The 25385-nt window shown below is 43.2% G+C and carries 22 protein-coding genes and 2 pseudogenes; 14 read left to right on the top strand and 10 right to left on the bottom strand.

Annotated elements, in window-relative coordinates; genetic code table 11:
* Positions 1-104: 104 nt before the first annotated feature.
* The 4 genes from fusA (at position 105) to rimI (ending at position 5310) form a co-directional block, all read left to right on the top strand.
* On the top strand, positions 105-2240 hold the full coding sequence (gene fusA, locus CDG61_RS04070; protein ID WP_087551614.1) for an elongation factor G: 2136 nt from the start codon (positions 105-107) through the stop codon (positions 2238-2240).
* Between the two features lie 91 nt (positions 2241-2331).
* On the top strand, positions 2332-3522 hold the full coding sequence (gene tuf, locus CDG61_RS04075; RefSeq protein WP_118998476.1) for an elongation factor Tu: 1191 nt from the start codon (positions 2332-2334) through the stop codon (positions 3520-3522).
* Between the two features lie 228 nt (positions 3523-3750).
* Complete coding sequence (locus tag CDG61_RS04080; protein WP_087551298.1) at positions 3751-4632, top strand: metal-dependent hydrolase; 882 nt, start codon at positions 3751-3753, stop codon at positions 4630-4632.
* Positions 4633-4851: 219 nt separating this feature from the next.
* A complete protein-coding gene (gene rimI, locus CDG61_RS04085) occupies positions 4852-5310 on the top strand; it encodes a ribosomal protein S18-alanine N-acetyltransferase (RefSeq protein WP_087551297.1) in 459 nt (152 codons plus the stop codon).
* Between the two features lie 20 nt (positions 5311-5330).
* Here rimI and CDG61_RS04090 read toward each other — a convergent pair whose 3' ends face one another.
* The 3 genes from CDG61_RS04090 to trxB all read right to left on the bottom strand — a co-directional run bounded on the left by CDG61_RS04090 (position 5331) and on the right by trxB (position 7947).
* Complete coding sequence (locus CDG61_RS04090; protein WP_087551296.1) at positions 5331-6146, bottom strand: arginyltransferase; 816 nt, start codon at positions 6144-6146, stop codon at positions 5331-5333.
* Between the two features lie 22 nt (positions 6147-6168).
* Complete coding sequence (aat, locus tag CDG61_RS04095; protein WP_087551295.1) at positions 6169-6900, bottom strand: leucyl/phenylalanyl-tRNA--protein transferase; 732 nt, start codon at positions 6898-6900, stop codon at positions 6169-6171.
* A gap of 90 nt (positions 6901-6990) precedes the next feature.
* Positions 6991-7947, bottom strand: coding sequence for a thioredoxin-disulfide reductase (gene trxB, locus CDG61_RS04100; protein WP_087551294.1), 957 nt, complete (start codon positions 7945-7947; stop codon positions 6991-6993).
* Between the two features lie 254 nt (positions 7948-8201).
* Here trxB and CDG61_RS17790 point away from each other — a divergent pair.
* Together CDG61_RS17790 and CDG61_RS04105 are read left to right on the top strand one after the other, a co-directional pair.
* Positions 8202-8810 (top strand): annotated as a pseudogene (locus CDG61_RS17790) (DNA translocase FtsK 4TM domain-containing protein); the annotation flags it as partial.
* Between the two features lie 105 nt (positions 8811-8915).
* A pseudogene (locus tag CDG61_RS04105) lies at positions 8916-11261 on the top strand (DNA translocase FtsK); the annotation flags it as partial.
* A gap of 38 nt (positions 11262-11299) precedes the next feature.
* On the opposite strand, the gene CDG61_RS04110 reads toward CDG61_RS04105, so the two are convergent.
* From CDG61_RS04110 to CDG61_RS04140, 7 genes are all read right to left on the bottom strand, one after another.
* Positions 11300-11821 carry a hypothetical protein gene (locus tag CDG61_RS04110; RefSeq protein ID WP_087551293.1) on the bottom strand — a complete coding sequence of 174 codons (522 nt, stop codon included), beginning with the start codon at positions 11819-11821 and terminating at the stop codon, positions 11300-11302.
* A gap of 89 nt (positions 11822-11910) precedes the next feature.
* Positions 11911-12198, bottom strand: coding sequence for a PA4642 family protein (locus CDG61_RS04115; RefSeq protein WP_087513370.1), 288 nt, complete (start codon positions 12196-12198; stop codon positions 11911-11913).
* Between the two features lie 201 nt (positions 12199-12399).
* The gene (minE, locus tag CDG61_RS04120) at positions 12400-12672 is read right to left on the bottom strand and encodes a cell division topological specificity factor MinE (RefSeq protein ID WP_087513371.1); all 273 of its coding nucleotides are present in this window, start codon (positions 12670-12672) and stop codon (positions 12400-12402) included.
* Positions 12673-12674: 2 nt separating this feature from the next.
* Positions 12675-13487 carry a septum site-determining protein MinD gene (gene minD, locus CDG61_RS04125; protein ID WP_087551292.1) on the bottom strand — a complete coding sequence of 271 codons (813 nt, stop codon included), beginning with the start codon at positions 13485-13487 and terminating at the stop codon, positions 12675-12677.
* A gap of 64 nt (positions 13488-13551) precedes the next feature.
* Positions 13552-14283, bottom strand: a complete 732-nt coding sequence (gene minC, locus CDG61_RS04130) for a septum site-determining protein MinC (protein ID WP_087551291.1) — start codon at positions 14281-14283, stop codon at positions 13552-13554.
* A 123-nt stretch (positions 14284-14406) separates the two neighbouring features.
* The gene (locus CDG61_RS04135; protein ID WP_087551306.1) at positions 14407-15456 is read right to left on the bottom strand and encodes a hypothetical protein; all 1050 of its coding nucleotides are present in this window, start codon (positions 15454-15456) and stop codon (positions 14407-14409) included.
* 29 nt (positions 15457-15485) lie between these two features.
* The gene (locus CDG61_RS04140) at positions 15486-16415 is read right to left on the bottom strand and encodes an acyltransferase (RefSeq protein WP_087551290.1); all 930 of its coding nucleotides are present in this window, start codon (positions 16413-16415) and stop codon (positions 15486-15488) included.
* Between the two features lie 247 nt (positions 16416-16662).
* Between CDG61_RS04140 and CDG61_RS04145 the strand changes: the two genes are divergently transcribed.
* The 8 genes from CDG61_RS04145 to CDG61_RS04180 all read left to right on the top strand — a co-directional run bounded on the left by CDG61_RS04145 (position 16663) and on the right by CDG61_RS04180 (position 25278).
* A complete protein-coding gene (locus tag CDG61_RS04145; RefSeq protein ID WP_087513375.1) occupies positions 16663-17313 on the top strand; it encodes an OmpA family protein in 651 nt (216 codons plus the stop codon).
* Positions 17314-17456: 143 nt separating this feature from the next.
* Positions 17457-19496 carry a UvrD-helicase domain-containing protein gene (locus CDG61_RS04150; RefSeq protein WP_087551289.1) on the top strand — a complete coding sequence of 680 codons (2040 nt, stop codon included), beginning with the start codon at positions 17457-17459 and terminating at the stop codon, positions 19494-19496.
* A gap of 30 nt (positions 19497-19526) precedes the next feature.
* Positions 19527-19979 carry a dUTP diphosphatase gene (gene dut, locus CDG61_RS04155; RefSeq protein WP_087513377.1) on the top strand — a complete coding sequence of 151 codons (453 nt, stop codon included), beginning with the start codon at positions 19527-19529 and terminating at the stop codon, positions 19977-19979.
* Positions 19980-20365: 386 nt separating this feature from the next.
* The gene (locus CDG61_RS04160; protein ID WP_087551288.1) at positions 20366-21790 is read left to right on the top strand and encodes a phosphomannomutase/phosphoglucomutase; all 1425 of its coding nucleotides are present in this window, start codon (positions 20366-20368) and stop codon (positions 21788-21790) included.
* Between the two features lie 10 nt (positions 21791-21800).
* On the top strand, positions 21801-22700 hold the full coding sequence (argB, locus tag CDG61_RS04165) for an acetylglutamate kinase (RefSeq protein ID WP_087513379.1): 900 nt from the start codon (positions 21801-21803) through the stop codon (positions 22698-22700).
* Between the two features lie 142 nt (positions 22701-22842).
* Complete coding sequence (locus CDG61_RS04170; protein WP_087513380.1) at positions 22843-23622, top strand: GNAT family N-acetyltransferase; 780 nt, start codon at positions 22843-22845, stop codon at positions 23620-23622.
* 99 nt (positions 23623-23721) lie between these two features.
* On the top strand, positions 23722-24570 hold the full coding sequence (locus CDG61_RS04175) for a class II glutamine amidotransferase (RefSeq protein WP_087513440.1): 849 nt from the start codon (positions 23722-23724) through the stop codon (positions 24568-24570).
* A 252-nt stretch (positions 24571-24822) separates the two neighbouring features.
* Positions 24823-25278, top strand: coding sequence for a bacteriohemerythrin (locus tag CDG61_RS04180; RefSeq protein ID WP_087513381.1), 456 nt, complete (start codon positions 24823-24825; stop codon positions 25276-25278).
* The last annotated feature ends 107 nt before the right edge of the window (positions 25279-25385 follow it).

Below are 25385 nucleotides of genomic sequence, written 5' to 3' on the forward strand. Positions count from 1 at the left end.
GGTGACAGTTCTGTTTTCACAGAACTGTCATCGAATCGCTTTAAGTTGCTATGCAGCTTAAAGCGTCCTGTTTTAAACAACAAAATTTAGGAATGCAAGAAATCATGGCTCGTCAAACCCCAATTTCTCGTTATCGTAATATTGGTATTTCTGCCCACATCGATGCTGGTAAAACAACTACGTCTGAACGTATTCTGTTTTATACAGGTGAAAGCCACAAACTCGGTGAAACTCACGAAGGTTCTGCAACTACAGACTGGATGGAGCAAGAGCAAGAACGTGGTATTACCATTACTTCAGCAGCAGTAACATGCTTCTGGTCTGGTATGGGTAACCAGTTTGAACAACACCGTATTAACGTAATTGACACCCCGGGACACGTAGACTTCACAATCGAAGTTGAACGTTCTATGCGTGTTCTTGACGGTGCATGCATGGTTTACTGTGCTGTAGGTGGTGTTCAGCCTCAGTCTGAAACTGTATGGCGTCAAGCAAATAAATATAAAGTTCCACGTATTGCGTTCGTAAATAAAATGGACCGTACAGGTGCGAACTTCTTCCGTGCTGTTGAACAGATGAAAACTCGCCTGGGTGCAAATCCAGTGCCTATCGTTGTTCCAATCGGTGCTGAAGAAAACTTCCAGGGTGTTGTTGACCTGATCGAAATGAAAGCGATTATCTGGGATGAAGCATCTCAAGGTATGAAGTTTGAATACGGTGAGATCCCAGCTGAATTGGTTGAATTAGCGCAAGAATGGCGTACGAATATGGTTGAAGCTGCTGCTGAAGCATCTGAAGACCTGATGGACAAGTACCTGGAAGAAGGCGAACTGACTAAAGAAGAGATTGTTGGCGGTCTACGTACACGTACTCTGGCGAATGAAATTCAGCCAATGATGTGTGGTTCTGCATTCAAAAACAAAGGTGTTCAACGTATGTTGGATGCTGTAATTGAATTCTTGCCTGCACCGACTGACGTAGAAGCGATCAAAGGTATTCTTGACGACAAAGACGAAACTGAAGGTTCTCGTGAAGCGTCTGATGAAGCACCATTCTCTGCGCTGGCGTTCAAAATCATGAACGACAAATTCGTTGGTAACTTAACGTTCGTACGTGTTTATTCTGGTGTTCTTAAAGCGGGTAGCCCGTGTTATAACCCAGTAAAAATGAAGCGTGAACGTGTTGGTCGTATCGTGCAGATGCATGCAAACGATCGTCATGACATCGAAGAAATTCGTGCAGGTGACATCGCAGCGTGTGTAGGTCTTAAAGATACTACAACTGGTGATACACTTTGTGATGAAAATCACGTAATTACATTGGAGCGCATGGAATTCCCTGAGCCAGTAATTGCACTTGCAGTTGAACCTAAAACTAAAGCTGACCAGGAAAAAATGTCAGTTGCTTTAGGTCGTCTTGCAAAAGAAGATCCATCATTCCGCGTTCGTACAGATGAAGAATCTGGTCAAACGATTATTGCCGGTATGGGTGAACTTCACCTTGACATCATTGTTGACCGTATGAAGCGTGAATTCGGTGTGGAAGCAAACATTGGTAAACCAATGGTTTCTTACCGTGAAACGATCAAAAAATCGGTTGAACAGGAAGGTAAGTTTGTTCGTCAGACTGGTGGTAAAGGTAAATTCGGTCACGTATACGTACGTCTTGAACCGCTTGCTGAAGATGCTGGTAAAGACTACGAATTCGCTGAAGAAGTTGTTGGCGGTGTAGTACCTAAAGAATTCTTTGGTGCGGTTGACAAAGGTATTCAGGAACGTATGAAGAATGGTGTACTGGCTGGTTACCCTGTTGTGGGTATCAAAGCGACATTATTCGACGGTTCTTACCACGATGTCGACTCTGACGAATTATCGTTCAAAATGGCAGGTTCTTATGCCTTCCGTGATGGTTTCATGAAAGCGGATCCTATCCTGCTTGAGCCTATCATGAAAGTTGAAGTAGAAACTCCAGAAGACTACATGGGCGATATCATGGGTGACTTAAACCGTCGTCGTGGTATGGTTCAGGGTATGGACGATTTACCTGGCGGTACTAAAGCGATCCGTGCTGAAGTTCCACTTGCTGAGATGTTTGGTTACGCGACTCAAATGCGTTCTATGTCTCAAGGTCGTGCGACATACTCTATGGAATTTGCTAAATATGCTGAAACTCCACGTAACGTGGCTGAAGGCATCATTTCTAAATTCCAAAATGGCGGTAAAAAAGGTGACGACGAGTAATCTTTCGATTACTATAAGCCCAAACTAATTCATAGTTAAAAAAACCAAGCTCATGGGTTTGCCCCCATGAGTAGTTTAAAAGGAAGATCTCATGGCTAAGGCTAAGTTCGAACGTAATAAGCCACACGTTAACGTGGGCACAATCGGTCACGTTGACCATGGTAAAACAACTTTAACAGCTGCTATTGCAACTGTATGTGCTAAAACTTTTGGTGGTGAAGCGAAAGACTACGCTGCAATTGACTCTGCACCTGAAGAAAAAGCACGTGGTATTACAATTAATACTTCACACGTAGAATACGATTCTCCAATCCGTCACTATGCGCACGTTGACTGTCCAGGTCACGCCGATTATGTTAAAAACATGATCACTGGTGCTGCTCAGATGGATGGTGCGATTCTTGTATGTGCTGCGACTGATGGTCCAATGCCACAGACTCGTGAACACATCCTGCTTTCACGTCAGGTTGGTGTACCTTATATTCTTGTATTCCTTAACAAGTGTGACCTTGTTGATGACGAAGAATTACTTGAATTAGTAGAAATGGAAGTTCGTGAACTTCTTTCTACTTATGACTTCCCAGGCGATGACACTCCAGTTATCCGTGGTTCAGCTCTTTCTGCACTTAACGGTGAAGACAACCAGTACGGCGTTCCAGCTGTTCTTGCTCTTGTTGAAGCGCTTGATACTTATATCCCAGAGCCAGAGCGTGCTATTGATAAAGCATTCCTTATGCCAATCGAAGATGTATTCTCTATCTCAGGTCGTGGTACAGTAGTAACTGGCCGTGTTGAGTCTGGTATCGTTAAAGTCGGCGAAGAAATCGAAATCGTTGGTATCAAAGATACAGTTAAAACAACTGTAACTGGCGTTGAAATGTTCCGTAAACTTCTTGACGAAGGTCGTGCGGGCGAGAACTGTGGTGTTCTTCTTCGTGGTACTAAACGTGAAGATGTTCAGCGTGGTCAGGTACTTGCTAAACCAGGTACAATCAAGCCACACACTAAATTCGATGCGGAAGTATATGTACTTTCTAAAGAAGAAGGTGGTCGTCACACTCCATTCCTTAACGGTTACCGTCCACAGTTCTACTTCCGTACAACTGACGTAACTGGTGCGATTGCACTTAAAGAAGGCGTTGAAATGGTTATGCCAGGTGACAACGTTGAAATGTCAGTAGAACTGATCCACCCAATCGCAATGGACCCAGGTCTGCGTTTTGCGATCCGTGAAGGTGGTCGTACAGTTGGTGCTGGTGTTGTTGCGAAAGTAACTGCATAATTTTGCACTGATGTAAAAAAAGCGCTCCTTTGGAGCGCTTTTTTTATGGAAATCAGATTTATAATTTAAGTGAATATTTTGTAGGACAATATTTATATAAGCTGTCCTTAACTGATATTTGCATGTCCTAAACTGCACTTATCGCATTTTAATAAAGCCGTAATATAAGAGTTAAGAAAAACAAGCATAAGATTTTATCTGCGTTCAGCAGATACAGGAGTAACCGCAATGAATGCAAAAGTAAATATTTCCAACCGTGCAGGTGCAAGCTTCCCAGTCCGCCGTATGAATTTCAGTTTTGATGATGTACCTGAATACTGGGCACGTGAATCTGCGGGTATCACACATTTCATGACTGCATTGTCTGCGCTGTTTCCTGATGGCGAAAAACTTTTTATTGATTCTGTACGGGCTGTACGTTATCACCCAAGTATTAAAGACAATGAGGCATTGCAGAAAGAGATCAGTGCATTTATTGGACAGGAAGCGATGCATACTCAGGAGCATGTGAACTTTAATGCTTCGGCAAAGAAATTTGGTCATAAGGTCGATCAATACGAGCGTGAAACAGGTCGTCTGATTCAATTTGCACGTAAATCATTTGCAAAAGTTGTTAAACCATTTGGAATGACGCAGGAAATGGTGGATTTAACAGCAACAACAGCACTTGAACATTTCACTGCAACAATTGCCTCACAGTTATTGATCAATGAACACATTCAGGAATTAATGACTGATCCGACCATGTCATATATGTGGTACTGGCATGCGGTTGAGGAAAATGAACATAAAGCAGTGGCTTTTGATGTTTATGAGGGTGTTTTTGGTAAAGGTTTAAAGGCGTACAGTTTACGTACCTCGGCTCTGGTTTTTGCTGTGACGCTAATTTTCCTGGCACAATCTTCATTTGTGATCCGATTATTAAAAGAAGATGGGAAACTGAATCTGAAAGAACTGGGAATGATTTATAAATATGCCTATAGTCCATCTAAAGGCATCATTGCAGGTATGACCAAAGAAATGCTGGCTTATTTTAAACCAGGCTTTCACCCGAATGATCTGGATACAGTTCAGTTGCTTGAAACCTGGAAAGCAAAACTGGGGCTGTAAAATCGGTTGACTCTTTGAGGTGATGAAAATCACCTCTTTTTTTGCCTGAAAAATAAAGATAAAGCGGATTTAAAGAGAGTCCTGTGTATGCATTATCCTGATTTTATTCTGCATATTGTGCTATTAAAAACTGTTGTTGCTACAGCGGTCTTTTATATTTGCCTATCAGAGTGAAATGCCTATAATTCAGCACATTGTTTCTTGAAAAGAAGAACGAAGATGGTTCGTTTAATGCAACAGGCTGATGTTTCAGCAGTGGTTAAAATTGAAAATCTGGTACAGAGCCATCCATGGACATACAAGCAGTTTCAGGAATCAGTTGATTCTTATCTCAGCACTGTGATTGAGAAAAATGGTCAGGTGGTGGGTTTCTGTATATTGCAGGCGGTGGTGGATGAAGCCAATCTGTTGCTGATGGCGATTGATCCTGACTTTCAGGGGCAGGGTCTGGGCTATGAATTGCTTGATCAGTCGGTTCAGATGCTGAAAAACAATCCCGTTCAGATTTTTCTTGAAGTCAGAGAATCCAATAAAGCTGCGATTGCTTTGTATGAAAAGGCACATTTTCATCAGATTGATCTGCGGAAAAATTACTACCCGAATACTGACGGTACCCGGGAGCATGCGATTATTATGGTGAAATCCTGCAGTGATGATTTTGCCAGTCTGTTCAGTTGACAGTAGGCATTTCAGGATAATTATTTAATAATAGGGTTGTTCCAGCCCGAGGGCAGTGTCGTCATCAGTGAATCACCCAGCTGAGTGATTTCAATTTTAGACAATGAATGATTCAGTCTGCGCCATTGCCCATCTATCAACAGTTCCAGGGGAATATACTGAGATTTGTAATTCATTTTTTCTGAGTGGGGCACCCAATAGCCTAGATATACATAATTCAGACCTGTACTGCGGGCATATTCAATCTGCTTGAGTATTGCAAATACACCCAGAGAACGACGGCTTTCATCCGGATCAAAAAAAGTATAAACCGCAGAAAGTCCATCATCGAGCAAGTCACAGGTGGAAACTGAAATCAGTTGTTCATCTTTCCATAATTCGAGAAAAAAACTGTCTGTACAGCTGTGAACCAGGAATTTTTCAAACTGATCCTGACTGGGCGGGAACATGTCGCCATCTGCATGTCGCTCATTGATGTAACGCTCATACAGTGCATAATGCTGATCTGTTGCATTTCGGGTGGATGTGATTTTAACGGTCAGATCCTGATTACGTTTCCATGATTTTTTCTGAATGCTGTTCATCTGAAATTCATGCACTGGAACACGGCTGGACAGGCACTGTCTGCAAAGGTGACATTCAGGACGGTAAACGAAGTCCCCACTTCGTCTGAATCCCATGCGTGACAGTTCCGACAGCGTCACCACATCAATGCGGTGAACCGGATCTAAAAAAACCATACGTGCAGATTTGTTTTCAAGATAACTGCAATCGTGTGGTGGCGTAATGTAATACTGTAAATCGTTCAGCAGGGATTTTGGGTGATATGAATTCATGTACAAGATCCCTCTCTTATTTTCATTGAATTAATCGCGAGTGCAACGCTATTGTTTTACTTGAAAATACACCTTCCTGATATTTTTTCCAATTGATGGAGGGCTGTTTTACAACATCTTGTAACGAATTAAGGTACTGATGGCGTGAAATTGTACAGGCACCCAGGCTTAAGAGGTGGTCATTGACCAGCTGGCAGTCAATCCAGGGGAGATTATTTTCCTGACTGATCAGCATAAGTGCATAAAAAGCCATTTTAGAGACATCAGTTTGTGTGCTGAACATCGACTCACCAAAGCAGCCTTGTCCAATGGTCACTCCATAAAGTCCCCCAATGACCTGATCTTTTTCCCAGACCTCTATACTGTAGGCATATCCTGCATGAAACAGTTCACAGTACCCCTGGATAATATCTTCTGAAATCCATGTTTCATTGGCATAACTGCGGGGGAGGGCACAGGATCGGATCACTGTTTCAAAAGCCTGGTTGACGGTCATCCTGTAGTCCATTTTTTTCATATTTCTGAGCAGGGATTTACTGGGATGATAATCCTGCGGACGAATAATGCAGCGGGGTTCAGGACACCACCAGCAGATGGGTTCTCCTTCTGAAAACCAGGGAAACAGTCCGTGTGTATAGGCTTCATACAGAGTGGATGGGTCAAGGTCAGCACCAATACAGATTAATCCCTGACCCTCTGGATCACTTTCGACAGGATCGGGGAAAATAAATTGAGACGGAGGAAGTGCAGACATTGTTAAAATTCCAGAACAGCTGTTTCTATCATACATAAAAAAGCCACCCAGGAAGGATGGCTTTTGATTCAGATGAACAGGATGTTCAGATCAGTCATTCAGTGAATCCAGATATTTATCTGCATCCAGTGCTGCCATACAGCCTGAACCTGCAGAAGTGATTGCCTGACGGTATACATCGTCAGCAACATCACCCGCTGCAAATACACCTGCAACAGACGTTGCTGTCGCATTACCGGCAGTTCCACTGTGCACCTGAATATAGCCGTTACGCAGTTCCAGCTGACCATCAAACATGCTTGTATTTGGTTTGTGACCAATTGCAACGAACAGACCTGAAACGTCAACAGTCTGTGTAGAGTCATCCTGAGTGGATTTTAAGCGTACAGCTGTAACACCTGAAGATGCTTCACCCAGTACTTCATCCACCTGATGGTTCCAGATAATACTGATTTTACCTTCTTTTTCCTTTTCGAACAGGTGATCCTGCAGGATTTTTTCAGAACGCAGGCTGTCACGACGGTGAACCAGGGTTACGTGGGCAGCAATATTGGAAAGGTAAAGCGCTTCTTCAACAGCTGTGTTACCACCACCAACCACCATGACATTCTGATTCTTGTAGAAGAATCCATCACAGGTTGCACATGCGCTGACACCCTGACCCATGTATGCAGCTTCAGATTCAAGACCCAGGTACTGTGCTGTTGCACCTGTCGCAATGATCAGTGCATCACAGGTAAACTCATCCATATCACCTTTCAGGACAAATGGACGGACACTCAGATCGACTTCATTGATATGGTCATAAACAATTTCAGTACCAAAACGTTCAGCATGAGCCTGCATACGTTCCATCAGGGCAGGTCCGGTCAGACCTTCTGGATCACCTGGCCAGTTGTCCACTTCAGTGGTTGTGGTCAGCTGTCCGCCCAGTTGCAGACCTGCAATCAGAACAGGCTTTAAGTTGGCACGTGCAGCATAGACAGCGGCGCTGTATCCTGCAGGACCTGAACCTAAAATAATCAGTCGTGAATGACGAGCGCTCATTCGCAGCATCCTTTTTTTATATCGAAATTTGTGAAATTATACGTGAAACAGCCATGCTGTTGGACGTGATTAATGTAGATAATATTGATGACATAAATCGGTTTGAGCTATATAGCATAACTTAACAACATACTTAAACAATCCTGCATCTTTTTTTTATGAACAGGTGCATAATATATGGTTTTAAAACACTTCTGCATCTGATGCAGGTTTCCAGTAAAAATATGAATGAAAAATTGGTTACAGGACAGTATATGACAGCGATGTCGGGTGCCTATGCACAGCGCTTAATCATGACATTATTTTTGATTTCGTTTGGAATTTATCTGTTCCTTGCGACCGTGACATATACGCCATTTGATCCGGGCTGGATGCACATTTCCAGTGATACCCAGCAGGTTTCCAATGCCAGTGGTGTCGCTGGTGCATGGATTGCAGATCTGCTGTTCGGTTTTCTGGGCTGGGCAAGTCTTCTGATACCGGTTTTTCTGTTTATGGAAGCCGTGCAGGTCTGGTGGCCACACAGTTTTCTGAATAAGCCGTTCCGTTATGCAGCACAGTTTTTTATTTTACTCGCTACAGCAAGTCTGTTGTTTCTGTTCTGGGATATGCCGGCAGATACACTGGAAAATGCATCAGGCGGTATCATTGGCTATGAACTGGGGCAGAGTCTGTCACAGATTCTGACGGTTTATGGCGCAGCGGTATTTTTGATTCTGTTCTGGGTGTTACTGTTTACACTAGCTTTTGGTGTCAAATGGAACAGAACATGGGCAACGCTGAAAGCAACTCCTGCTTATCTGCAGGATTTATTCTATAAAAATGTTCCTGTCAGTGAGTCTGCTTTTGACCGGACTACACCTGCTGTAAATACGCATGAACAGGCAGCTGTCACTCCTGTCTCAGATAAATCTTCCCTTGCTGAACATGAAGAAGCAGTTCCTGAGATCAGGGTATCCCGGCATCATCATGCGGCAGAACGTCTGTTTGATGATATGGTGGAGCGTGAGCAGAAATCTCAGCAGTTACAGTGGGATGATGAAGATGAGCAGGAACTTGAACAGACGATTGCAAAAGCACATCAGCTTGAGCAGGACAGTCAGAAAATTGTCGGTTCAGGTGAAGTCTGGCGTGCTCTGAAAGTTGAAGATGAAAATCATCATAAGAAAGAAATAGATGCATTGCTGCGTGCGGCAGAAGAAGATGATGCAATTAAACCTGGACATCATTTTGATGAAGTGGTTCATCCTGCAGCAGGTGTTCAGTCACAGACTCAAACAAAAGAGTCGATGGACTGGAATGATGACGCAATTTTTGATGAACTGCTTGCAGCTGTACCAGGTACAAAAACAGCAACCGATATTCATACACCGTTCAATTCTGAACGTACAGAAAATCCTGTACAGAACATCCAGGACAGTACTGCTGAACAGAGCCGAACAGTCAGCACACCTGTAATTCACAGTAATATTCCTAAAAATCAGATGCAGACTGATGAATTTGACGAGCTGGATGACCTGCTTGTTGAAAATATTGAAACAGAGCGGACTGCCAGCAGTTATGCCCAGTCTTCTGCATTTGTAAAAGCAGATATTCAGACGGACTTACAGACCTCAGCTGTTCCTGTATCCAGTTTCTCAGATGAAGAGAAACAGCGTGTTGCTTCAGATAAGGATGCGTTCAGGGATGCATGGCAGGGTACGGCAGGCGTTGCTGAACCAGAGCCTGAGCAACAGATTGAAGAAGATGATTTTGATCTGGATGCACCGCTGAAAGATGCTTTTGGTCGCCCAATGTCACGGGCAATGCAGGTTGCACGGAAACGTCTTGATCTGTCACCTCTGCCTGGACTGGATATTCTGGATAAAGTCGATCCAAATAAAAAGGTCAATTTTACTGCAGAGCAGTTAGCCCGACTTTCAGAGTTACTTGAAATTAAACTTCAGGAATTTAATGTCAAAGCGAAGGTCATCGAAGCACAGCCTGGACCGGTCGTGACCCGTTTTGAGCTGGATCTGGCACCTGGGGTCAAGGCATCTAAAGTCACTAATATTTCACGTGATCTTGCACGTTCCATGTCCATGGCATCGGTACGTGTGGTGGAAGTTATTCCTGGAAAACCTTATATCGGTATTGAAGTGCCGAACAGTACCCGTGAAATGGTGCGCCTGATTGAACTGCTGGAAACACCTGCGTACAGAGATCCAGATGCACTGCTCAGTATGGCGATGGGTAAAGATATTTCAGGGAATCCGGTTCTGGCCGATCTGGCTAAAGCTCCGCATATGCTGGTCGCAGGAACAACGGGTTCAGGTAAGTCAGTTGCGGTAAACGCAATGCTGTTGTCGATGTTACTGAAGTACACGCCAGAACAGCTGCGTCTGATCATGATTGATCCGAAACAGCTCGAACTGGCAAACTATAATGATATTCCACACCTGTTGACTCCTGTGGTAACAGATATGAAAGATGCAGTCAGTGCTTTGAACTGGTGTGTCAATGAAATGGAACGTCGCTATAAACTGATGTCGATGCTGAAAGTGCGTAAACTGACGGATTATAACCGCAAGGTTGAAGAAGCAATCGCCAACGGTGAAGACCTGATTGATCCAACCTGGAAACCTGAAGACACAGCGACTCAGAGTCGCGCGCCACGTCTGCAGCCTATGCCGCTGATTGTGATTGTTGCCGATGAGTTTGCAGACATGATCATGCAGGTGGGTAAAAAAGCAGAAGAAATGATTACCCGACTGGCACAGAAATCCCGTGCTGCTGGTATCCATCTGTTGCTTGCAACTCAGCGACCGACAGTGGATGTGGTGACAGGTCTGATTAAAGCCAATATTCCAACCCGTGCGGCATTGCGTGTAAACAGCAAGCTGGACTCACGGACGATTCTGGATGCAGGCGGTGCAGAAGATCTGCTGGGGCATGGTGATATGCTGTTCCTCGGGCCTGGTAAAATTGAACCGGAACGTGTACATGGTGCTTTTATTTCAGATGATGAAGTCAACCGCATCTGTGATGCCTGGCGTGAGCGTGGTGATCCGGATTATGTCGATGAAATTCTGACGCCGTATGATGAAGAACCGACTTCACGTGGTTTTGAAGATGGTGACAGTGATCCGAACAGGGATGCGCTGTATGATCAGTGTGTCTCCTTTGTACTGGAGACACGCAAAGTATCGGTTTCTTCCTTGCAGCGTAAGTTCAGCCTTGGATATAACCGTGCGGCACGTATTGTGGATCAGATGGAAGAGAACGGGATTGTTGGTGCCATGGGTGCCAATGGTAAGCGTGATATTCTGGTGTGAAATTAACAGAGGGCTAATTTATTAGCCCTCTGTTTTAATCAGTAACCGAGAATAAATACAGCATCTACATTAATATAATTATCCTCTTCAAAAAATGAAGCAAGTCTGTTGATGGTTCGGTCAAATATTTTCTGCTTTGAACCTTTCTGATTGGTTTTAAATTCAGGGATAATGAGAAAGAGATAGTTGGCATCCTTGCAGATATGACATTTCCATATATCAAGTAAATTCATATTGTTATCTAAGGTTTTTCCACGTTCAACCTCTACAATAATTCCATCATTTTCTGAAATTTTTTTGAAAAAATCAGGTCTCAAATTACTCGAAATATACTGTTTGAACAGTCCCTTTTTTTCACTTGTGAAACCTAGAGTTTCGAGCTTTATATTTAAAATATTTTGTATTTCGGTACTGGTTGCACCATGTATATGGGTTTTATTTAATAAATCAGATGTTTCATTAAGTTCAATAAAATCACAGATATTTTTAAATATAGACTCAACAATAGGATAACTGTGAGTAGTTTCTATGCCTTTTTTACAATAAATGTGCTGTTTCATTGATGAGTCTACTGGTGCAGAGAGGGGGTATTTTATTGAATTTAATAAAAAAACCTGCTTACGCAGGCTTTTTGTAGCATTGTATTTTATTATGCAAACTTTGCCAGGACTTCCAGGAACCCGTCTTTCTGACGTGGAAACTTAGCGATCACATCGTGAATGCGCTGTCCTTCAGGATCAGTGGCATTTACATCGCGTCCATCTGCAACAAACTTTGTTAAAAGACGTTCATAGTCAAACGGGCGCATATGTTTGAAAGCATGATACAGAACATGAAAATCTGCATTGACGCCTTCAGGAGGCAGTTGCTCTAAATAGGCAAATACACGCTCGTCTGACCATTCTTCATTGAACGTTGCTGGCTGTGAAAGTGCCATAACAGCATCTCCTCAAAAAAATTAACGGACATATTTTTCATTATAAAAAACTTCTGAGCTTTTCTTAAATAAGTAAAACTGCAAAGTCTGGCTGAAATCAGTCTACAAAAAAGGGCAAAATTCTGTGACATGGAAATACTGTATTTCCTGCTGCCGCATATTTTGCCCTGAATCAGTTCAGCTGACTAATCAATAATAAAATTATCGTTCTTCAGGTAAATTGATATTCATTTCAAGCATTTCAATATTTGCTTCTGAACGGACAGACATCTGAATGTGCTGTTCATCCACACCGCGGACATAGCGGTTGACCACCTGCATGATTTCTTTCTTCATCTGGTCAATTTTGTCCTGGCTCAGGCGTTTGCCCAGGCCATTTTCAGAAGCAACAATGACTTTTAAACGGTCTTTTGCGGTTTGAGCGCTTGAAGGTTTATCATCATTACTGAAAAGTTTACTCCAGAATCCTGCCATGTTTATGCTCCAAATAATCGTGCCAGCCAGCCTTTAGGTTTTACCGAGATATGACGGTAAGGACGTTCTTCACCAAGGAAGCGGGCAACCAGGTCATCATAAGCCTGACCAGCTTCTGATTCTGTAAACAGAATGACCGGTTTACCTTCGTTGGACGCCTGCAGAACGCTTGGGCATTCTGGAATGACGCCCATGGTTGGTACACGTAAAATATCTTTGGAAATGTCATCAATGGTCAGCATTTCCTGCTTGTCTGCACGTTCTGGGTTGAAGCGTGTGATACACAGGTGCTTACGGATGCGACCTTCATTGTTTTCCACTTTTTTGGTTTTGCTGTCCAGCATACCAATAATACGGTCTGAGTCACGTACAGATGAAATTTCAGGGTTGGTCACAATAATGGCTTCATCAGCATGATACATTGCCAGAATCGCACCGCGCTCGATACCCGCAGGTGAGTCACAGATAATGTAATCAAATTCCTGAGACAGTTCATCCATGACTCGTGCTACGCCTTCATCAGTCAGCGCATCTTTATCACGTGTCTGAGATGCAGGCAGGATATAAAGGTTTTCAATGTCCTTATCACGGATCAATGCCTGTTGTAATCTTGCTTCGTTATTCAGCACATTTACAAAATCATAAACAACACGACGCTCGCACCCCATTATTAAATCAAGGTTACGTAAGCCTACGTCAAAATCAATAACAACAGTTTTGTGGCCACGAAGGGCTAAACCTGTTGCAAAAGATGCACTTGTCGTAGTTTTGCCCACGCCACCCTTGCCTGATGTTACGACAACAATTTTCGCCACCGAATCCACTCCTGTTATGGTCGTCCCCTTAAATTAAATGGGGCTTTTGGTGTTTATTTATACATTAAAATTCGAGAGCTTCAAAGACAAGCTCCTGATGATCATTCAGGTAAATATGAACTGCTTTCTTTACTGCATATGCAGGAATGTCATCTGCGACACAATATGTTCCTGCAATCGAAACCAGTTCGGCTTCAAGGGAGTGGCAAAAAATGCGTGCTGCCCCGTTACCACCTGCACCTGCTATGACTCTACCACGGGCACTGCCATAAATATGTATATTTCCTGAAGCAATGACTTCTGAACCACTGTTGATGCCCGCTGTACTGATAATATCGCCGTGATCCTGGACAAGACACTGACCTGTACGCAATATTTCATTATGAAAAGAGGTAATATGACCTTGAGTCAGGCTGTTTTTAACAGGTTCAGCAGGGTTAGCGTTTTTCTTATCCTGCTGGTCTGTGGCAGCTACAGGTTCTGCTGCCTGTTCCTGGGTGGGTTTAATCCGCTGTAAAGGGCGGTCCGCAGGTAAAACAGGGAACTGAATGGCACGGGCTTCGTCACCAAGCAGTCCATCAATAACCGCCATAGGCTGTAAATCCAGGCTGATCAGTAACTGAATCAGGGCAATCAGCTCCTGTTCAACTGTACTGTCAATGATGACAGGTGTGCCTTGAGAACCGGTCTCCTGAAGCATCTGTGTAAGTTGCTGGCGGATGGCAGCATGATCATCTGTATCAAGGGTTAACCGTGTAAAGTTAACCATTCTGCCTGTTATCCGTATATCAGCCATAATTATTCCTTAGGATTTCTGACCTGTTCAGTAAGCTGTCAAAACAATATTGTAAATAGGGCAAATGCTAGAACAATTTGAGGGATTTCTCTACTGTACTGCATAACATTTTTATTCTGATGTTTATTCTTTGTCTTGCTCATGCTGTTCCATTTTTTCCATCCACTGTTTTACTTTGACCTGAGCACGGATTGCATCCAGACTTTCATAAACGACTGACTCAACCAGCTGTTCCAGAGCAGCATTATCAATGCTCAGATTACTGACCCTGTCGGCAATCAGTGTATAGGCTGCATTTGGCTGCTGTGGGCTGCCTGCAACGAACGGAGCAATCAGACCTTCAGTGATGTTTTCCCCTAAACGCTGACCAATACTTTGAATCTGCTGTTCAATACGACTGCCTACAATAGGAATAAGCCGCAGTAACTGAGTCAGTTCAGGTGTGTCTTCTATGGCCTGGTTGACAATATTCCCAACATTGGTCGAAATGTTGTACTGCTGTTTCTTCAGCTCAGTTGCCAGGGCTTCCTGCAGAATCTCGGTCAGTACCTGTGCAAACATGACACGGTGATGGTCAACCAGGTCATGAATGATTTTTTTATGCGTTGAACTGGTGGTAAGTTCATGTTTCACACCATCCAGCACAGTCAGAACAACACGGTCAGACAGTTCTTCCATCACAATGCTGTAGTAAAACAGAGCACGTTTCTGAATGGATGGAGGAACAACCTGATACCCCATTTCATACAGTCGGTAAGCAATAACGCCCGCACGGAACAGACGTAGAAAGCGCAGATGTGGAACAATCGCCAGGATTTCGTACCAGTGAATAAACGGAAAGAAAAACCAGCGACGATGATGTTTCTGAACAATAGCGATCGTCCATCGGATCAGTAATTCCGCAATCAGAAAAATAATAAACCAGGCTTCTGTCGTGATCACCCACGGATGCAGATGCTCTTTGTAAAAATCGAGAACAGCGGGCAGGTGAATTGCATGAAAAAACCAGCTCCCGATATTACTCATCAGGAAAAAGTTGGTCGCCAGACAGAACAGGTTAAATACAATAATAAACACCATAAAAATGTCATAAATCAGATAGATTCTGAATGACAGACTTTTAGGATCAAGATGCTGGTATTTTGATTTTTTTATTGTATCGTCTGGTTTCATACTTGCATTGCCTTCTGTGCTCATGATGGTTATGCCACGTTAGGCGTCTGATATTTTGCTTTTATGTCTGTGATCAGCTGATCTTTTTCAGTCCAGAGTTCATCCACCCATTGCTGAAAATGCTCACGGAACTCAGGATCATCTTCATAGTTGCCACCATGAACCCAGGCTGGAATTTCTATTTTTCTTAAATTGACAGCAATACGGGGAACTTCACCGAGCCAGAACTCGCCATAACCCGGCGCTCCATCAGGATAAACAATAGTCATATCCACCAGTGCATCAATCTGATCACCCAGAATATTCAATGCAAGTGCCAGACCACCTGCTTTCGGTTTAAGCAGATTTTTAAAAGGGGATTGCTGCTGTGCATGTTTTTCAGGGCTGAAGCGGGTTCCTTCGAGGTAGTTCAGCAAAGTAAAGGGCTGACTCAGCAGTTGCTCACAGGCTTTACGTGCTTCATCCATGTCTCTGTGTTTCAGCTCAGGATTCTTCGCAATCTGTTCCTTACTGTGGCGTTTCATCATAGGGAAACCCAGGATTTTAAATGCCTGACCGACAAAAGGAATAAAGATAAGCTCCCATTTGGTAAAGAAACGGGTCAGTGGCATACGGGTCAGACCAAAATACTGATTGACGGTGGTGTCCACCCAGCTCTGATGGTTGCAGGTCATCAGATAACGACCCTGCATACTGAGATTCAGATTTTCATCTATGCTGATATCCCATTTTGTATCAGGAAGAACATGATCAATCAGCCAGTTGTTGACACTCAGCCAGCTGTTGGTGATCTGAATGTTGGTTTCATCCACTTTTTTTGATTTTTTCACCAGTTTGGTCAGTCCCAGTGCCAGGACAGGTGGACCATGAAAGAAGGTGCTGCCTGTAATGACTGACCCGACAGTAAGACCACGTGAAATTTTTTTTAATAATGGTTCTTTATTTGATTGAGATGACATAAAGCGATCCCTGCATTAAACTCATAGACTTGTAATGGATTCCACTATAAAGACATCTGCGACTTTTAAAAAGTATTGAAGTGCAACTGTGAATAAATTGTGATGTACTAAGCGATAAATGTGGAATTAATTATTACAAAATGTAAGTTAAAGCTTTATTATTAACAAAAAATCAATGGTCTAACCATTTTTTTTAATTCATCATCTGATACATAAACAACAAGACTCATTCTTAAGGAGGCATGCAATGCGTGCACTTGCAGTTACAGCGGTCGTAGGGGCATTGGTTTTATCTGGTTGCCAGACTACAGGTAATAACATCGGTGGCGTTGAATACGACAAAGCAGCACTGGGTACTTTAATCGGTGCAGCAGCAGGTTATGGTGTATCTAAAGGTAATGCCAACACCAGCCGTCAGAACAACCGTGCAGCAGCAATCGGTGCTGTTTTAGGTGGTGCGACAGGTGTATATCTGGACAATAAAGAGAAGAAACTTCGTCAGCAAATGGCGGGTACCGGTGTTGAAGTTAACCGTAATCCAGATGGTTCTGTTGGTCTGATCATGCCAGGCAGCATTACATTTGATACGAACAAATCAAACATCAAACCTAACTTCTATTCAACGCTGAACAAAGTTGCGCAGACGCTGACTGAAGACAACAAGAGCGGTATTCTTGTAACAGGTTATACAGACAACACGGGTAATGACTCGATCAATATTCCTCTGTCTCAGGCTCGTGCTCAGTCTGTAGCAAGCTACCTTGCTGGTCAGGGGGTTTCTACTGCACGTATCAACACTCAGGGTCAGGGTTCTGCAAATCCTATCGCTGACAACTCAACTGCTGCGGGTCGTGAACAGAACCGCCGTGTTGAAATCAGCATCTACGCAGTACAATAATTCTGTACAGTTCAGTCTGAAAGGGCTGAACACAAAAAACCACCTCAGGGTGGTTTTTTTTATGAACGGGAAATCAGTTTTAGGGTTATGAAAGTCATGCATAGATGACTATAATCCTGCAAGGACAGAGAAGAGGAATAACTATGTCACTGGCAAGTCAGTTAAATGACAAGCAACTTGAAGCCATGAAATATACTCAAGGACCCTTGTTAGTACTTGCAGGGGCAGGTTCGGGTAAAACATCGGTGATCACCCGGAAAATTGCTTATCTGGTTCAGCAGTGTAGAATTCCTGCGCATCGTATTACAGCCATGACCTTTACCAATAAAGCTGCCCGTGAAATGAAAGAGCGGGTCGGTAAACTGCTGTCTCGTGAAGAAGCAAAAGGCTTATCGGTTTCGACATTTCATACTTTCGGTCTGAATATGTTGCGCCTGGAGCTGAAAAATACACCTCTGAAAGCCAACTTTTCTATTCTGGATGCAGATGACTGTAAACGTATCCTGATGGATCTGATGCATCGTGACAATCTTTCTGGTGCTGAAAGTAAAGAGCTGATTGCCAAAGCCATGAAGATGATTTCAGACTGGAAAAACGACCTGATCCCACCTGAGCAGGCACATTTAACCTGTGAAACAGCCGAAGACGTTCAGTTTGCACATCTGTATCAGCTCTATGAACGTAACTTGCGTGCGTACAATGCAGTGGACTTTGATGACCTGATCGTGATGCCAACCCGTTTGCTTCAGGAAAATGCAGAAGTACGGGACAAATGGCAGAACCGTGTACGTTATCTGCTGGTGGATGAGTATCAGGATACCAACACAGCACAGTATATTCTGGTCAAAATGCTGGTGGGGGTAATGGGACAGTTTACTGCCGTTGGGGATGATGACCAGTCCATTTATGCATGGCGTGGTGCAAAGCCTGAAAATATGGCATTGCTGAAAGAAGATTTCCCTAATCTGAAAGTGATTAAACTGGAACAGAACTATCGTTCAACCAGTCGTATTCTGAAAGCTGCAAACACGGTCATTGGAAATAACCCGCATATTTTTGATAAAAAATTATGGTCAGATAAGGGACATGGTGAGGTGATCCGCATCATTACCTGCCGTAATGATGACGATGAATCAGAACGCGTGGTAAAAGACCTTTTAACTCACAAGCTGATGAACGGGAAAAACTGGAAAGATTACGCGATTTTATACCGTGGAAACTTTCAGGCGCGTATTCTGGAAACACAGCTGCGTCAGATGCAGATTCCTTATAAACTTTCAGGTGGACAGTCATTCTTTGCCAAATCTGAAATCAAGGACATCATGAGTTATTTACGGCTCATCATTAACCCTGAAGATGACAGTGCATTTCTAAGAATTATCAATACACCTAAACGTGCGATTGGTCCTGTGACCCTTGAAAAACTGGGGCTTTTTGCTCAGGAAAATCATCTGGCACTGCTGGCGGCTGCAGCCGATCAGCGACTGACCATGGTCATTCCTAAAAAGGCGACGACGCAGCTGGCAGAGTTTGCAGACTTCATCACCACGTTCACCCGTGAGTTGCTTGAAGATGATGAACCTGTGCCCATTATCCGTAAGATGATGGTTGAAGCCGGTTATATTGACTATGTCAAAGAGTCTGCTGCAACGCCTGCGCAGGAAAAAACCAAACTGGACAATATTGAAATCCTTTACAGCAGTATTCAAAGCCTGATTAACCGGGCTGAAGATGTTGATGAACGGAACATTGAAAGTGTAATCCGCAAAATGGTGCTGCTGGATATGCTGGAGCAGCAGCAGGAAGAAGAAGATACCGATAAGGTCAATCTGTTGACCCTGCATGCTTCAAAAGGTCTGGAGTTCCCTTATGTCTATCTGATTGGGCTTGAAGAAGAAATTCTTCCGCATAAAAACTCAATTGCCGCTGAAACGGTAGAGGAAGAACGTCGCTTAATGTACGTAGGCATTACCCGTGCGCGTCAGGGGCTGACCATTACTCTGGCAGAACAGCGTAAAGCGGGCGGTCAGATGAAACAGATGACGCCTAGCCGTTTTCTGGATGAGTTACCGCAGGATGAACTGGATTGGCTGGGACGTAAGAAAAAACTGGCAGGCGATGTCGATCCGAAACTCCAGGCGCAGCAGTATTTAGAAAACTTACGCAATCTGATTAAACGCTGATTGAAAAATTTAACCAAAGGAAATTATTGTATGAAAGTTCAGGTAAAAGTACTTGATTCACGATTGGGTGGCGAATGGCCAATGCCTGCGTATGCAACTGCCGGTTCAGCAGGTCTGGATCTGCGTGCATGTGTGAATGAAGCGACTGTAATTGAACCGGGACAGACCGTACTTGTCAAAACAGGTTTATCTGTCTATATCGCAGATCCTGGTTTTGCGGGTCTGATTCTGCCTCGTTCAGGACTGGGTCATAAGCACGGGATTGTACTGGGCAATCTGGTTGGACTGATTGATTCAGACTACCAGGGTGAACTGATGGTGTCCGTCTGGAACAGAAGTCAGACAGCATTTACACTGGAGCCAGGTGAGCGTCTGGCTCAGTATGTACTGGTACCTGTGATGCAGGCACAGTTTGAACTTGTGGATGAATTCGTCGCAACTGAACGTGGTGCAGGTGGATTTGGTCACACAGGTCAGAACTGATCCTGAATCAGAAGCCTGATGGAACATTCATCAGGCTTTCACATCCTGTCTTAATTATAAAAAATACCCAGAACAGGGGATATTCTGTCAAATAAAAACATTGCAAAATAAATAAACATTTCTTTCCATTGCGAATAATTCTTTTATTAACCACCATTGAGTCATTGGTTTATATCAAATTTTTCTTATCAGGTGTTTTATTAAGTATTTATTGTTTGGTAAAATATTTTAAATATTCTGTTACGGTATTAAGATATTTTACAAATGTATAATACACATCATACTTTAGGCATTGAGGGCACGAGCTAAAGTATAGTGATAAATAAAACCTGATGAAATCATTTTTCAAAGCATGATTAAAGTGCTGTCATAAAGTAGAACATTGAATGACATTTTCAGAAAAGCCGTTTCCTTCGCATTTATTTCGTGCCTACGATATTCGAGGCGCAGTCAGTTCTTTCACTCCTGAACTTGTTCAGGCAATCGCTTATGGTCTTTGTCAGCAATATCTGCAGGCAGGGCAGAAAAAAATTGTCATCGGGTATGATGCCCGCCTGAGCAGTCCAGGATATGCGTGGTTACTGCAACAGATTTTTGAACAGCATGGATTTGAAGTCATCCCTTTGGGGTGCTGTTCCTCACCACTGATGTATTACAGTGCCCGAAATGCGGCGGGTAACGGCATCATGGTGACTGCAAGTCACAACGCCGTCAGTGATAACGGTATCAAGTGGATTATACAGGGGGAACCTCCAGGTCCTGAAATGATTCAGCAGGTCGCTGTTACAGCTCAGATGAAATTTGTAGCTGAACCAGTACCTGAAATTCCTCTGCTGCAACATGCACTGGTTGTTCCTTACTGTCTGGCGTATCAGCATGCACTTCTGCAGGATGTCAAACTGGAACGACCCTTTAAAGTGGTGCTGGATGGAATGAACGGCTCGGCTGGTCGCTGTGCTGCCCTGGTTCTGAAAAAAATGGGTTGTGAACTGACGGCGATCCGCTGTGAAGCAGATGGAAACTTTCCGGATCACGCACCAGACCCTTCTCAGGAAAAACATCTGGTTCAGATCCGTGATGCTGTATTGAAAAAAGGTGCAGATATCGGTATTGCACTGGATGGAGATGGTGACAGACTGGTCGTGATTGATGAGTGTGGAACAGTGATTTCTGCTGACCGTATGCTGTCGTTATTTGCTGAAATGTGCCTGAAAACGCATCCTGGTCATCAGGTGGTGTTTGATGTGAAATGCTCCACAATGGTGAAAAACACAGTGTCTCAGCTGGGGGGAACCCCCCATATGATCCGCACGGGCAGCACTTTCCTGCGCAAATATCTTGCTCAGTCAGGAGGGAGAGCTGTCTTTGGTGGAGAATATGCCGGTCATTATGTATTTAATGATGGGCGTGGATTTGGTTATGACGATGGTTTATATGCGGCACTGCGCATACTTGAATATCTGAGCCAGTCAGCTGATTTAACATTATCTCAGCTGTTTGCTGCTTATCCTGAACGTTGCAGCACAGAAGACACTTATATCAGTACGCACAGCATAGAACCGCGCGTTGTTTTAAGTGATGTTGAAATTAAATCTAAGCGTTATGGCGCTCAGTTAAGTAAAATTGATGGTGTACGACTTGATTTTGAGGATGGATTTGGCATTATTCGAGCATCAAATACTGGCGAATACTTTACAATCCGTTTTGATGCAGACAATCCAGCACGGCTGGATGATATCCGACACACATTTGTTTCCATGTTAAGTGATCGGTATCCGCAGATTGCACAAGACATTTTAAATGCTCAATAAGGAGAGACGTATGCCACATCAGCATACCGGCATAGACAAAGCACAGATTCTGACAGAGGCTTTGCCGTATATTCAACGTTTTGCAGGTAAAACGCTGGTGGTGAAATATGGTGGCAATGCAATGACTGATCCTGAACTGGAAAGCTCATTTGCACGTGACATTGTATTGCTCAAAACGGTAGGTCTGAATCCGATAGTGGTTCATGGTGGCGGACCTCAGGTTGACTCCTTTCTGAAGCAGCTGGGGCGTGAATCTGACCGTATTGATGGTATGCGGGTGACTGACCCTGCAACCATGGAAGTTGTTGAAATGGTGCTTGGTGGCAGTGTCAACAAATCCATCGTTAACCTGATCAACCAGCACGGTGGTCGTGCCATTGGTCTGACAGGTAAGGACGGCAATTTAATCCGTGCGCAAAAGCTGTTGATGTCAAAAACGGCTGAAGACGGTTCATTGCAACAGATCGACCTTGGCTTAGTCGGCGAAGTGGTGGGTGTAAAAACTGACGTCCTTGAAATGTTTACCCAGAGTGATTTTATTCCTGTTATTGCGCCATTGGGTGTGGATGAAGAAGGAAATACCTACAATATCAATGCTGATCTGGTTGCAGGTAAAGTCGCTGAAGCACTGGGCGCAGAAAAGCTGATTCTGCTGACCAATATCATGGGTGTGCTCGATGAAAATAAAAATCTGCTGACTGGACTCAGTACCCAGGAAGTGGACAGATTGATCGAAACCGGCGTGATTTATGGCGGCATGATTCCTAAAGTCGGCTGTGCGCTGGATGCTGTAAAAGGTGGTGTCGTCAGTGCGCATATTGTGGATGGGCGTGTTCCACATGCAACACTGCTTGAAATTTTTACAGATCATGGTGTTGGAACACTGATTACCAACCGTGCCCGTCACTGATTCTGATTAATAAAAAAGCCTCCTGTGATGGAGGCTTTTTTTATTCTTTATGATGAAATATCAATGCTTAAAAAACAGTCATTTTCCTGTCACATGTTTTGCCTACCTTAAAGAGAAGATAAACATAGAGCAGGATACTCAGATGCTGGCAAAGTTGAATCAGTACAGACAAAACCTCAGTTTTCCATTAAATAAAAAATCATCAGAACAGACTCAGTACCGCTTTGAATGGGCGGAAGACATTAAACAGATTCAGGAAGTTCAAAAGTTCAGAGCAGAGCAGTTTTCCCAGCAGTTTGGCATAGACTTTGAAAATGGTCTCGATCAGGACATTTATGACTTCGGTTGTGAACATGCGGTTTTACGCGACAGAATGAGCAATGAAATTGTGGCGTATACGCGACTCAAACTGTTCCAGGGGCATGAGCTGTCCAAAAGCTACAGTGCGCAGGAATTCAACATCACAGATAAATTTGCTCATCTGTCCAACATTGTGGAAATTGGTCGTACCTGTGTACATCCACGCTATCGTTCTGGTAAAGCACTGTCGGTTTTATGGTTGAACCTGGTACCTAAAGTACTGTGGGGCATGCGTGCAAAGCATCTGATCGGCTGTGTCAGCATCCGTATGGATGGTAATGAATCACGTGCTTACCATACTCATCAGTTTATGAAAAATATGCCAGCGCATAAAGCCAGCGATATTCAGGCAACAGAAGCGTATGAACCAGGATATCCTGAATACAGTTTTCCGCAGGATGAAAAGATTCCTAAACTGTTTGATGTCTATCTGAAAATGCAGGCTAAACTTTCACGTGAAGCTTATTACGATAAAGACTTTAACTGCCTGGATTATTTTGTTTTTCTTGAAGTGAATGAAATCGCTAAAAACTTTGTCCTGAAGAAAAATATCCACCGTTAATCCATAAAATAGTTAAGGGTATTGAATTTAGTGATTTACAGCGAACAACGGACTCATGCACAATAGTTACATCAGAATAAATGCTGTATGACAAAGATTATGTGCCAACTGCTTGGAATGAATTGTGCGACCCCTACGGATATTACGTTTTCATTCCGTGGCTTTTCACAGCGGGCAGGTGTGACCTCAGATCACTGTGATGGTTTTGGTATTGCTTTTTTCGAAGATAAAGCATGCCGTCTTTTTGTGGATAATCAGTCTGCGGTGGAATCTCCCATTGCAGAACTGATCCGTAATTATCCGATCAAAGCCCGAAATGTGATTGCACATATCCGTAAAGCAACTCAGGGCAAAATAAACCTGGAAAATTCACATCCTTTTATTCGTGAACTGTGGGGACGGCAGTGGATTTTTGCGCATAATGGCGATCTGCACGACTTTACACCTGAACTGTCAGGGCGTTATACCCCTGTAGGTAATACTGACAGTGAAAGAGCATTCTGCTATCTGCTGGATCATCTGATTGCCAGGTTCGGTTTTACTGAACCTTCACTGGAACAGATCTTTGATGCGCTGGCTGAAATTTCCCCATCTATTGCTGAACATGGAACGTTTAATTTCTGTCTTTCCAACGGTCAGGCACTGTTTACTTATGCAGTGACCAAACTGCACTGGCTGGTTCGTGAGTATCCGTTTAAACCGGCTCAGCTGATTGATCTGGATGTGGAGGTCGATTTCAGTGAAGTAACCACACCAGAAGACCGTGTTGCTGTTATCACAACTGAACCACTGACACAGAATGAAGTCTGGACCGCATTTCAGCCAGGCGAAATGATTCTGTTTCAGCATGGTCAGCCTGTAAAAAGAACCCTGACCCATATTGAGAGACTGGAACGGGAAAGATTAAATCCTGAACTGAAAAGGGTCACCCTTGCAGATAAGTATTAATTTCATATCTGAATTTATTTCGTAAAAAATAATATATAAAACATAAATATATTCATGTCTAATATTTAACATTGGTTAAAAAATAACTGATTCTTTTGGTTGGGTTTAATTAATTAAGTCATATAAATCATTGGCTTGTGGCTCTATTGTGTATTTATACTTAATCCCAGGTGTTTTACTAGATTTTTATTTGTTGTAAATCAATATATTATCTAATTATGTGATAGTTGAACTGAATCAGGGGTGGTCGTAATGAAAATGAAATGGATACCAGAATACAATACTGGCATCGATGTGATTGACGATCAGCATAAGCGAATTCTTGATTATATTAATGAAATTGATGATGTAAACGTGAACACTGACCGTGAGCGTGTTAAGCAGATTCTTGAAAATATTATTGATTATACTCAGTCACATTTTACTTTTGAGGAATCTCTTCAGGAAGAAGCCGGTTATAAATATCGTGTACCACATAAACGTGTTCATGATCTGTTTATTAAAAAAATTGAATCCTATCGTGACCGTTTTGAGATGGGGCATTCAATTGAAGCAGAACTGCATGAAGTGTTGTCTAAGTGGCTGATTAACCATATTCAGCACGATGATGCCGACTATGTGGGTGCCGTGAAAGAAAACATGATGGGCATCATTAAAGAGAAAGAAAAGAAAAAAGGTAAGAACTGGTTTGCTCGTTTCTTCTCATAAAAAGGATAAACGGGATTATAAAAAATAAAACAGGAATACACTAAGCGCAGCAAACTGTCTGAAAAGATAGTTTGCTTTTTCTTTATTAGCTTTGATTTTCAGCAATG

Source organism: Acinetobacter sp. WCHAc010052 (genome assembly GCF_002165295.2).
Classification (GTDB): Bacteria; Pseudomonadota; Gammaproteobacteria; order Pseudomonadales; family Moraxellaceae; genus Acinetobacter; species Acinetobacter chinensis.

Excerpts from the sequence above, each read along its gene's own strand:
- fusA (WP_087551614.1), top strand. The coding sequence starts at position 105 with ATGGCTCGTCAAACCCCAATTTCTCGTTATCGTAATATTGGTATTTCT.
- tuf (WP_118998476.1), top strand. The coding sequence starts at position 2,332 with ATGGCTAAGGCTAAGTTCGAACGTAATAAGCCACACGTTAACGTGGGC.
- CDG61_RS04080 (WP_087551298.1), top strand. The coding sequence starts at position 3,751 with ATGAATGCAAAAGTAAATATTTCCAACCGTGCAGGTGCAAGCTTCCCA.
- rimI (WP_087551297.1), top strand. The coding sequence starts at position 4,852 with ATGGTTCGTTTAATGCAACAGGCTGATGTTTCAGCAGTGGTTAAAATT.
- CDG61_RS04090 (WP_087551296.1), bottom strand. The coding sequence starts at position 6,146 with ATGAATTCATATCACCCAAAATCCCTGCTGAACGATTTACAGTATTAC.
- aat (WP_087551295.1), bottom strand. The coding sequence starts at position 6,900 with ATGTCTGCACTTCCTCCGTCTCAATTTATTTTCCCCGATCCTGTCGAA.
- trxB (WP_087551294.1), bottom strand. The coding sequence starts at position 7,947 with ATGAGCGCTCGTCATTCACGACTGATTATTTTAGGTTCAGGTCCTGCA.
- CDG61_RS04110 (WP_087551293.1), bottom strand. The coding sequence starts at position 11,821 with ATGAAACAGCACATTTATTGTAAAAAAGGCATAGAAACTACTCACAGT.
- CDG61_RS04115 (WP_087513370.1), bottom strand. The coding sequence starts at position 12,198 with ATGGCACTTTCACAGCCAGCAACGTTCAATGAAGAATGGTCAGACGAG.
- minE (WP_087513371.1), bottom strand. The coding sequence starts at position 12,672 with ATGGCAGGATTCTGGAGTAAACTTTTCAGTAATGATGATAAACCTTCA.
- minC (WP_087551291.1), bottom strand. The coding sequence starts at position 14,283 with ATGGCTGATATACGGATAACAGGCAGAATGGTTAACTTTACACGGTTA.
- CDG61_RS04135 (WP_087551306.1), bottom strand. The coding sequence starts at position 15,456 with ATGAAACCAGACGATACAATAAAAAAATCAAAATACCAGCATCTTGAT.
- CDG61_RS04140 (WP_087551290.1), bottom strand. The coding sequence starts at position 16,415 with ATGTCATCTCAATCAAATAAAGAACCATTATTAAAAAAAATTTCACGT.
- CDG61_RS04145 (WP_087513375.1), top strand. The coding sequence starts at position 16,663 with ATGCGTGCACTTGCAGTTACAGCGGTCGTAGGGGCATTGGTTTTATCT.
- CDG61_RS04150 (WP_087551289.1), top strand. The coding sequence starts at position 17,457 with ATGTCACTGGCAAGTCAGTTAAATGACAAGCAACTTGAAGCCATGAAA.
- dut (WP_087513377.1), top strand. The coding sequence starts at position 19,527 with ATGAAAGTTCAGGTAAAAGTACTTGATTCACGATTGGGTGGCGAATGG.
- CDG61_RS04160 (WP_087551288.1), top strand. The coding sequence starts at position 20,366 with ATGACATTTTCAGAAAAGCCGTTTCCTTCGCATTTATTTCGTGCCTAC.
- argB (WP_087513379.1), top strand. The coding sequence starts at position 21,801 with ATGCCACATCAGCATACCGGCATAGACAAAGCACAGATTCTGACAGAG.
- CDG61_RS04170 (WP_087513380.1), top strand. The coding sequence starts at position 22,843 with ATGCTGGCAAAGTTGAATCAGTACAGACAAAACCTCAGTTTTCCATTA.
- CDG61_RS04175 (WP_087513440.1), top strand. The coding sequence starts at position 23,722 with ATGTGCCAACTGCTTGGAATGAATTGTGCGACCCCTACGGATATTACG.
- CDG61_RS04180 (WP_087513381.1), top strand. The coding sequence starts at position 24,823 with ATGAAAATGAAATGGATACCAGAATACAATACTGGCATCGATGTGATT.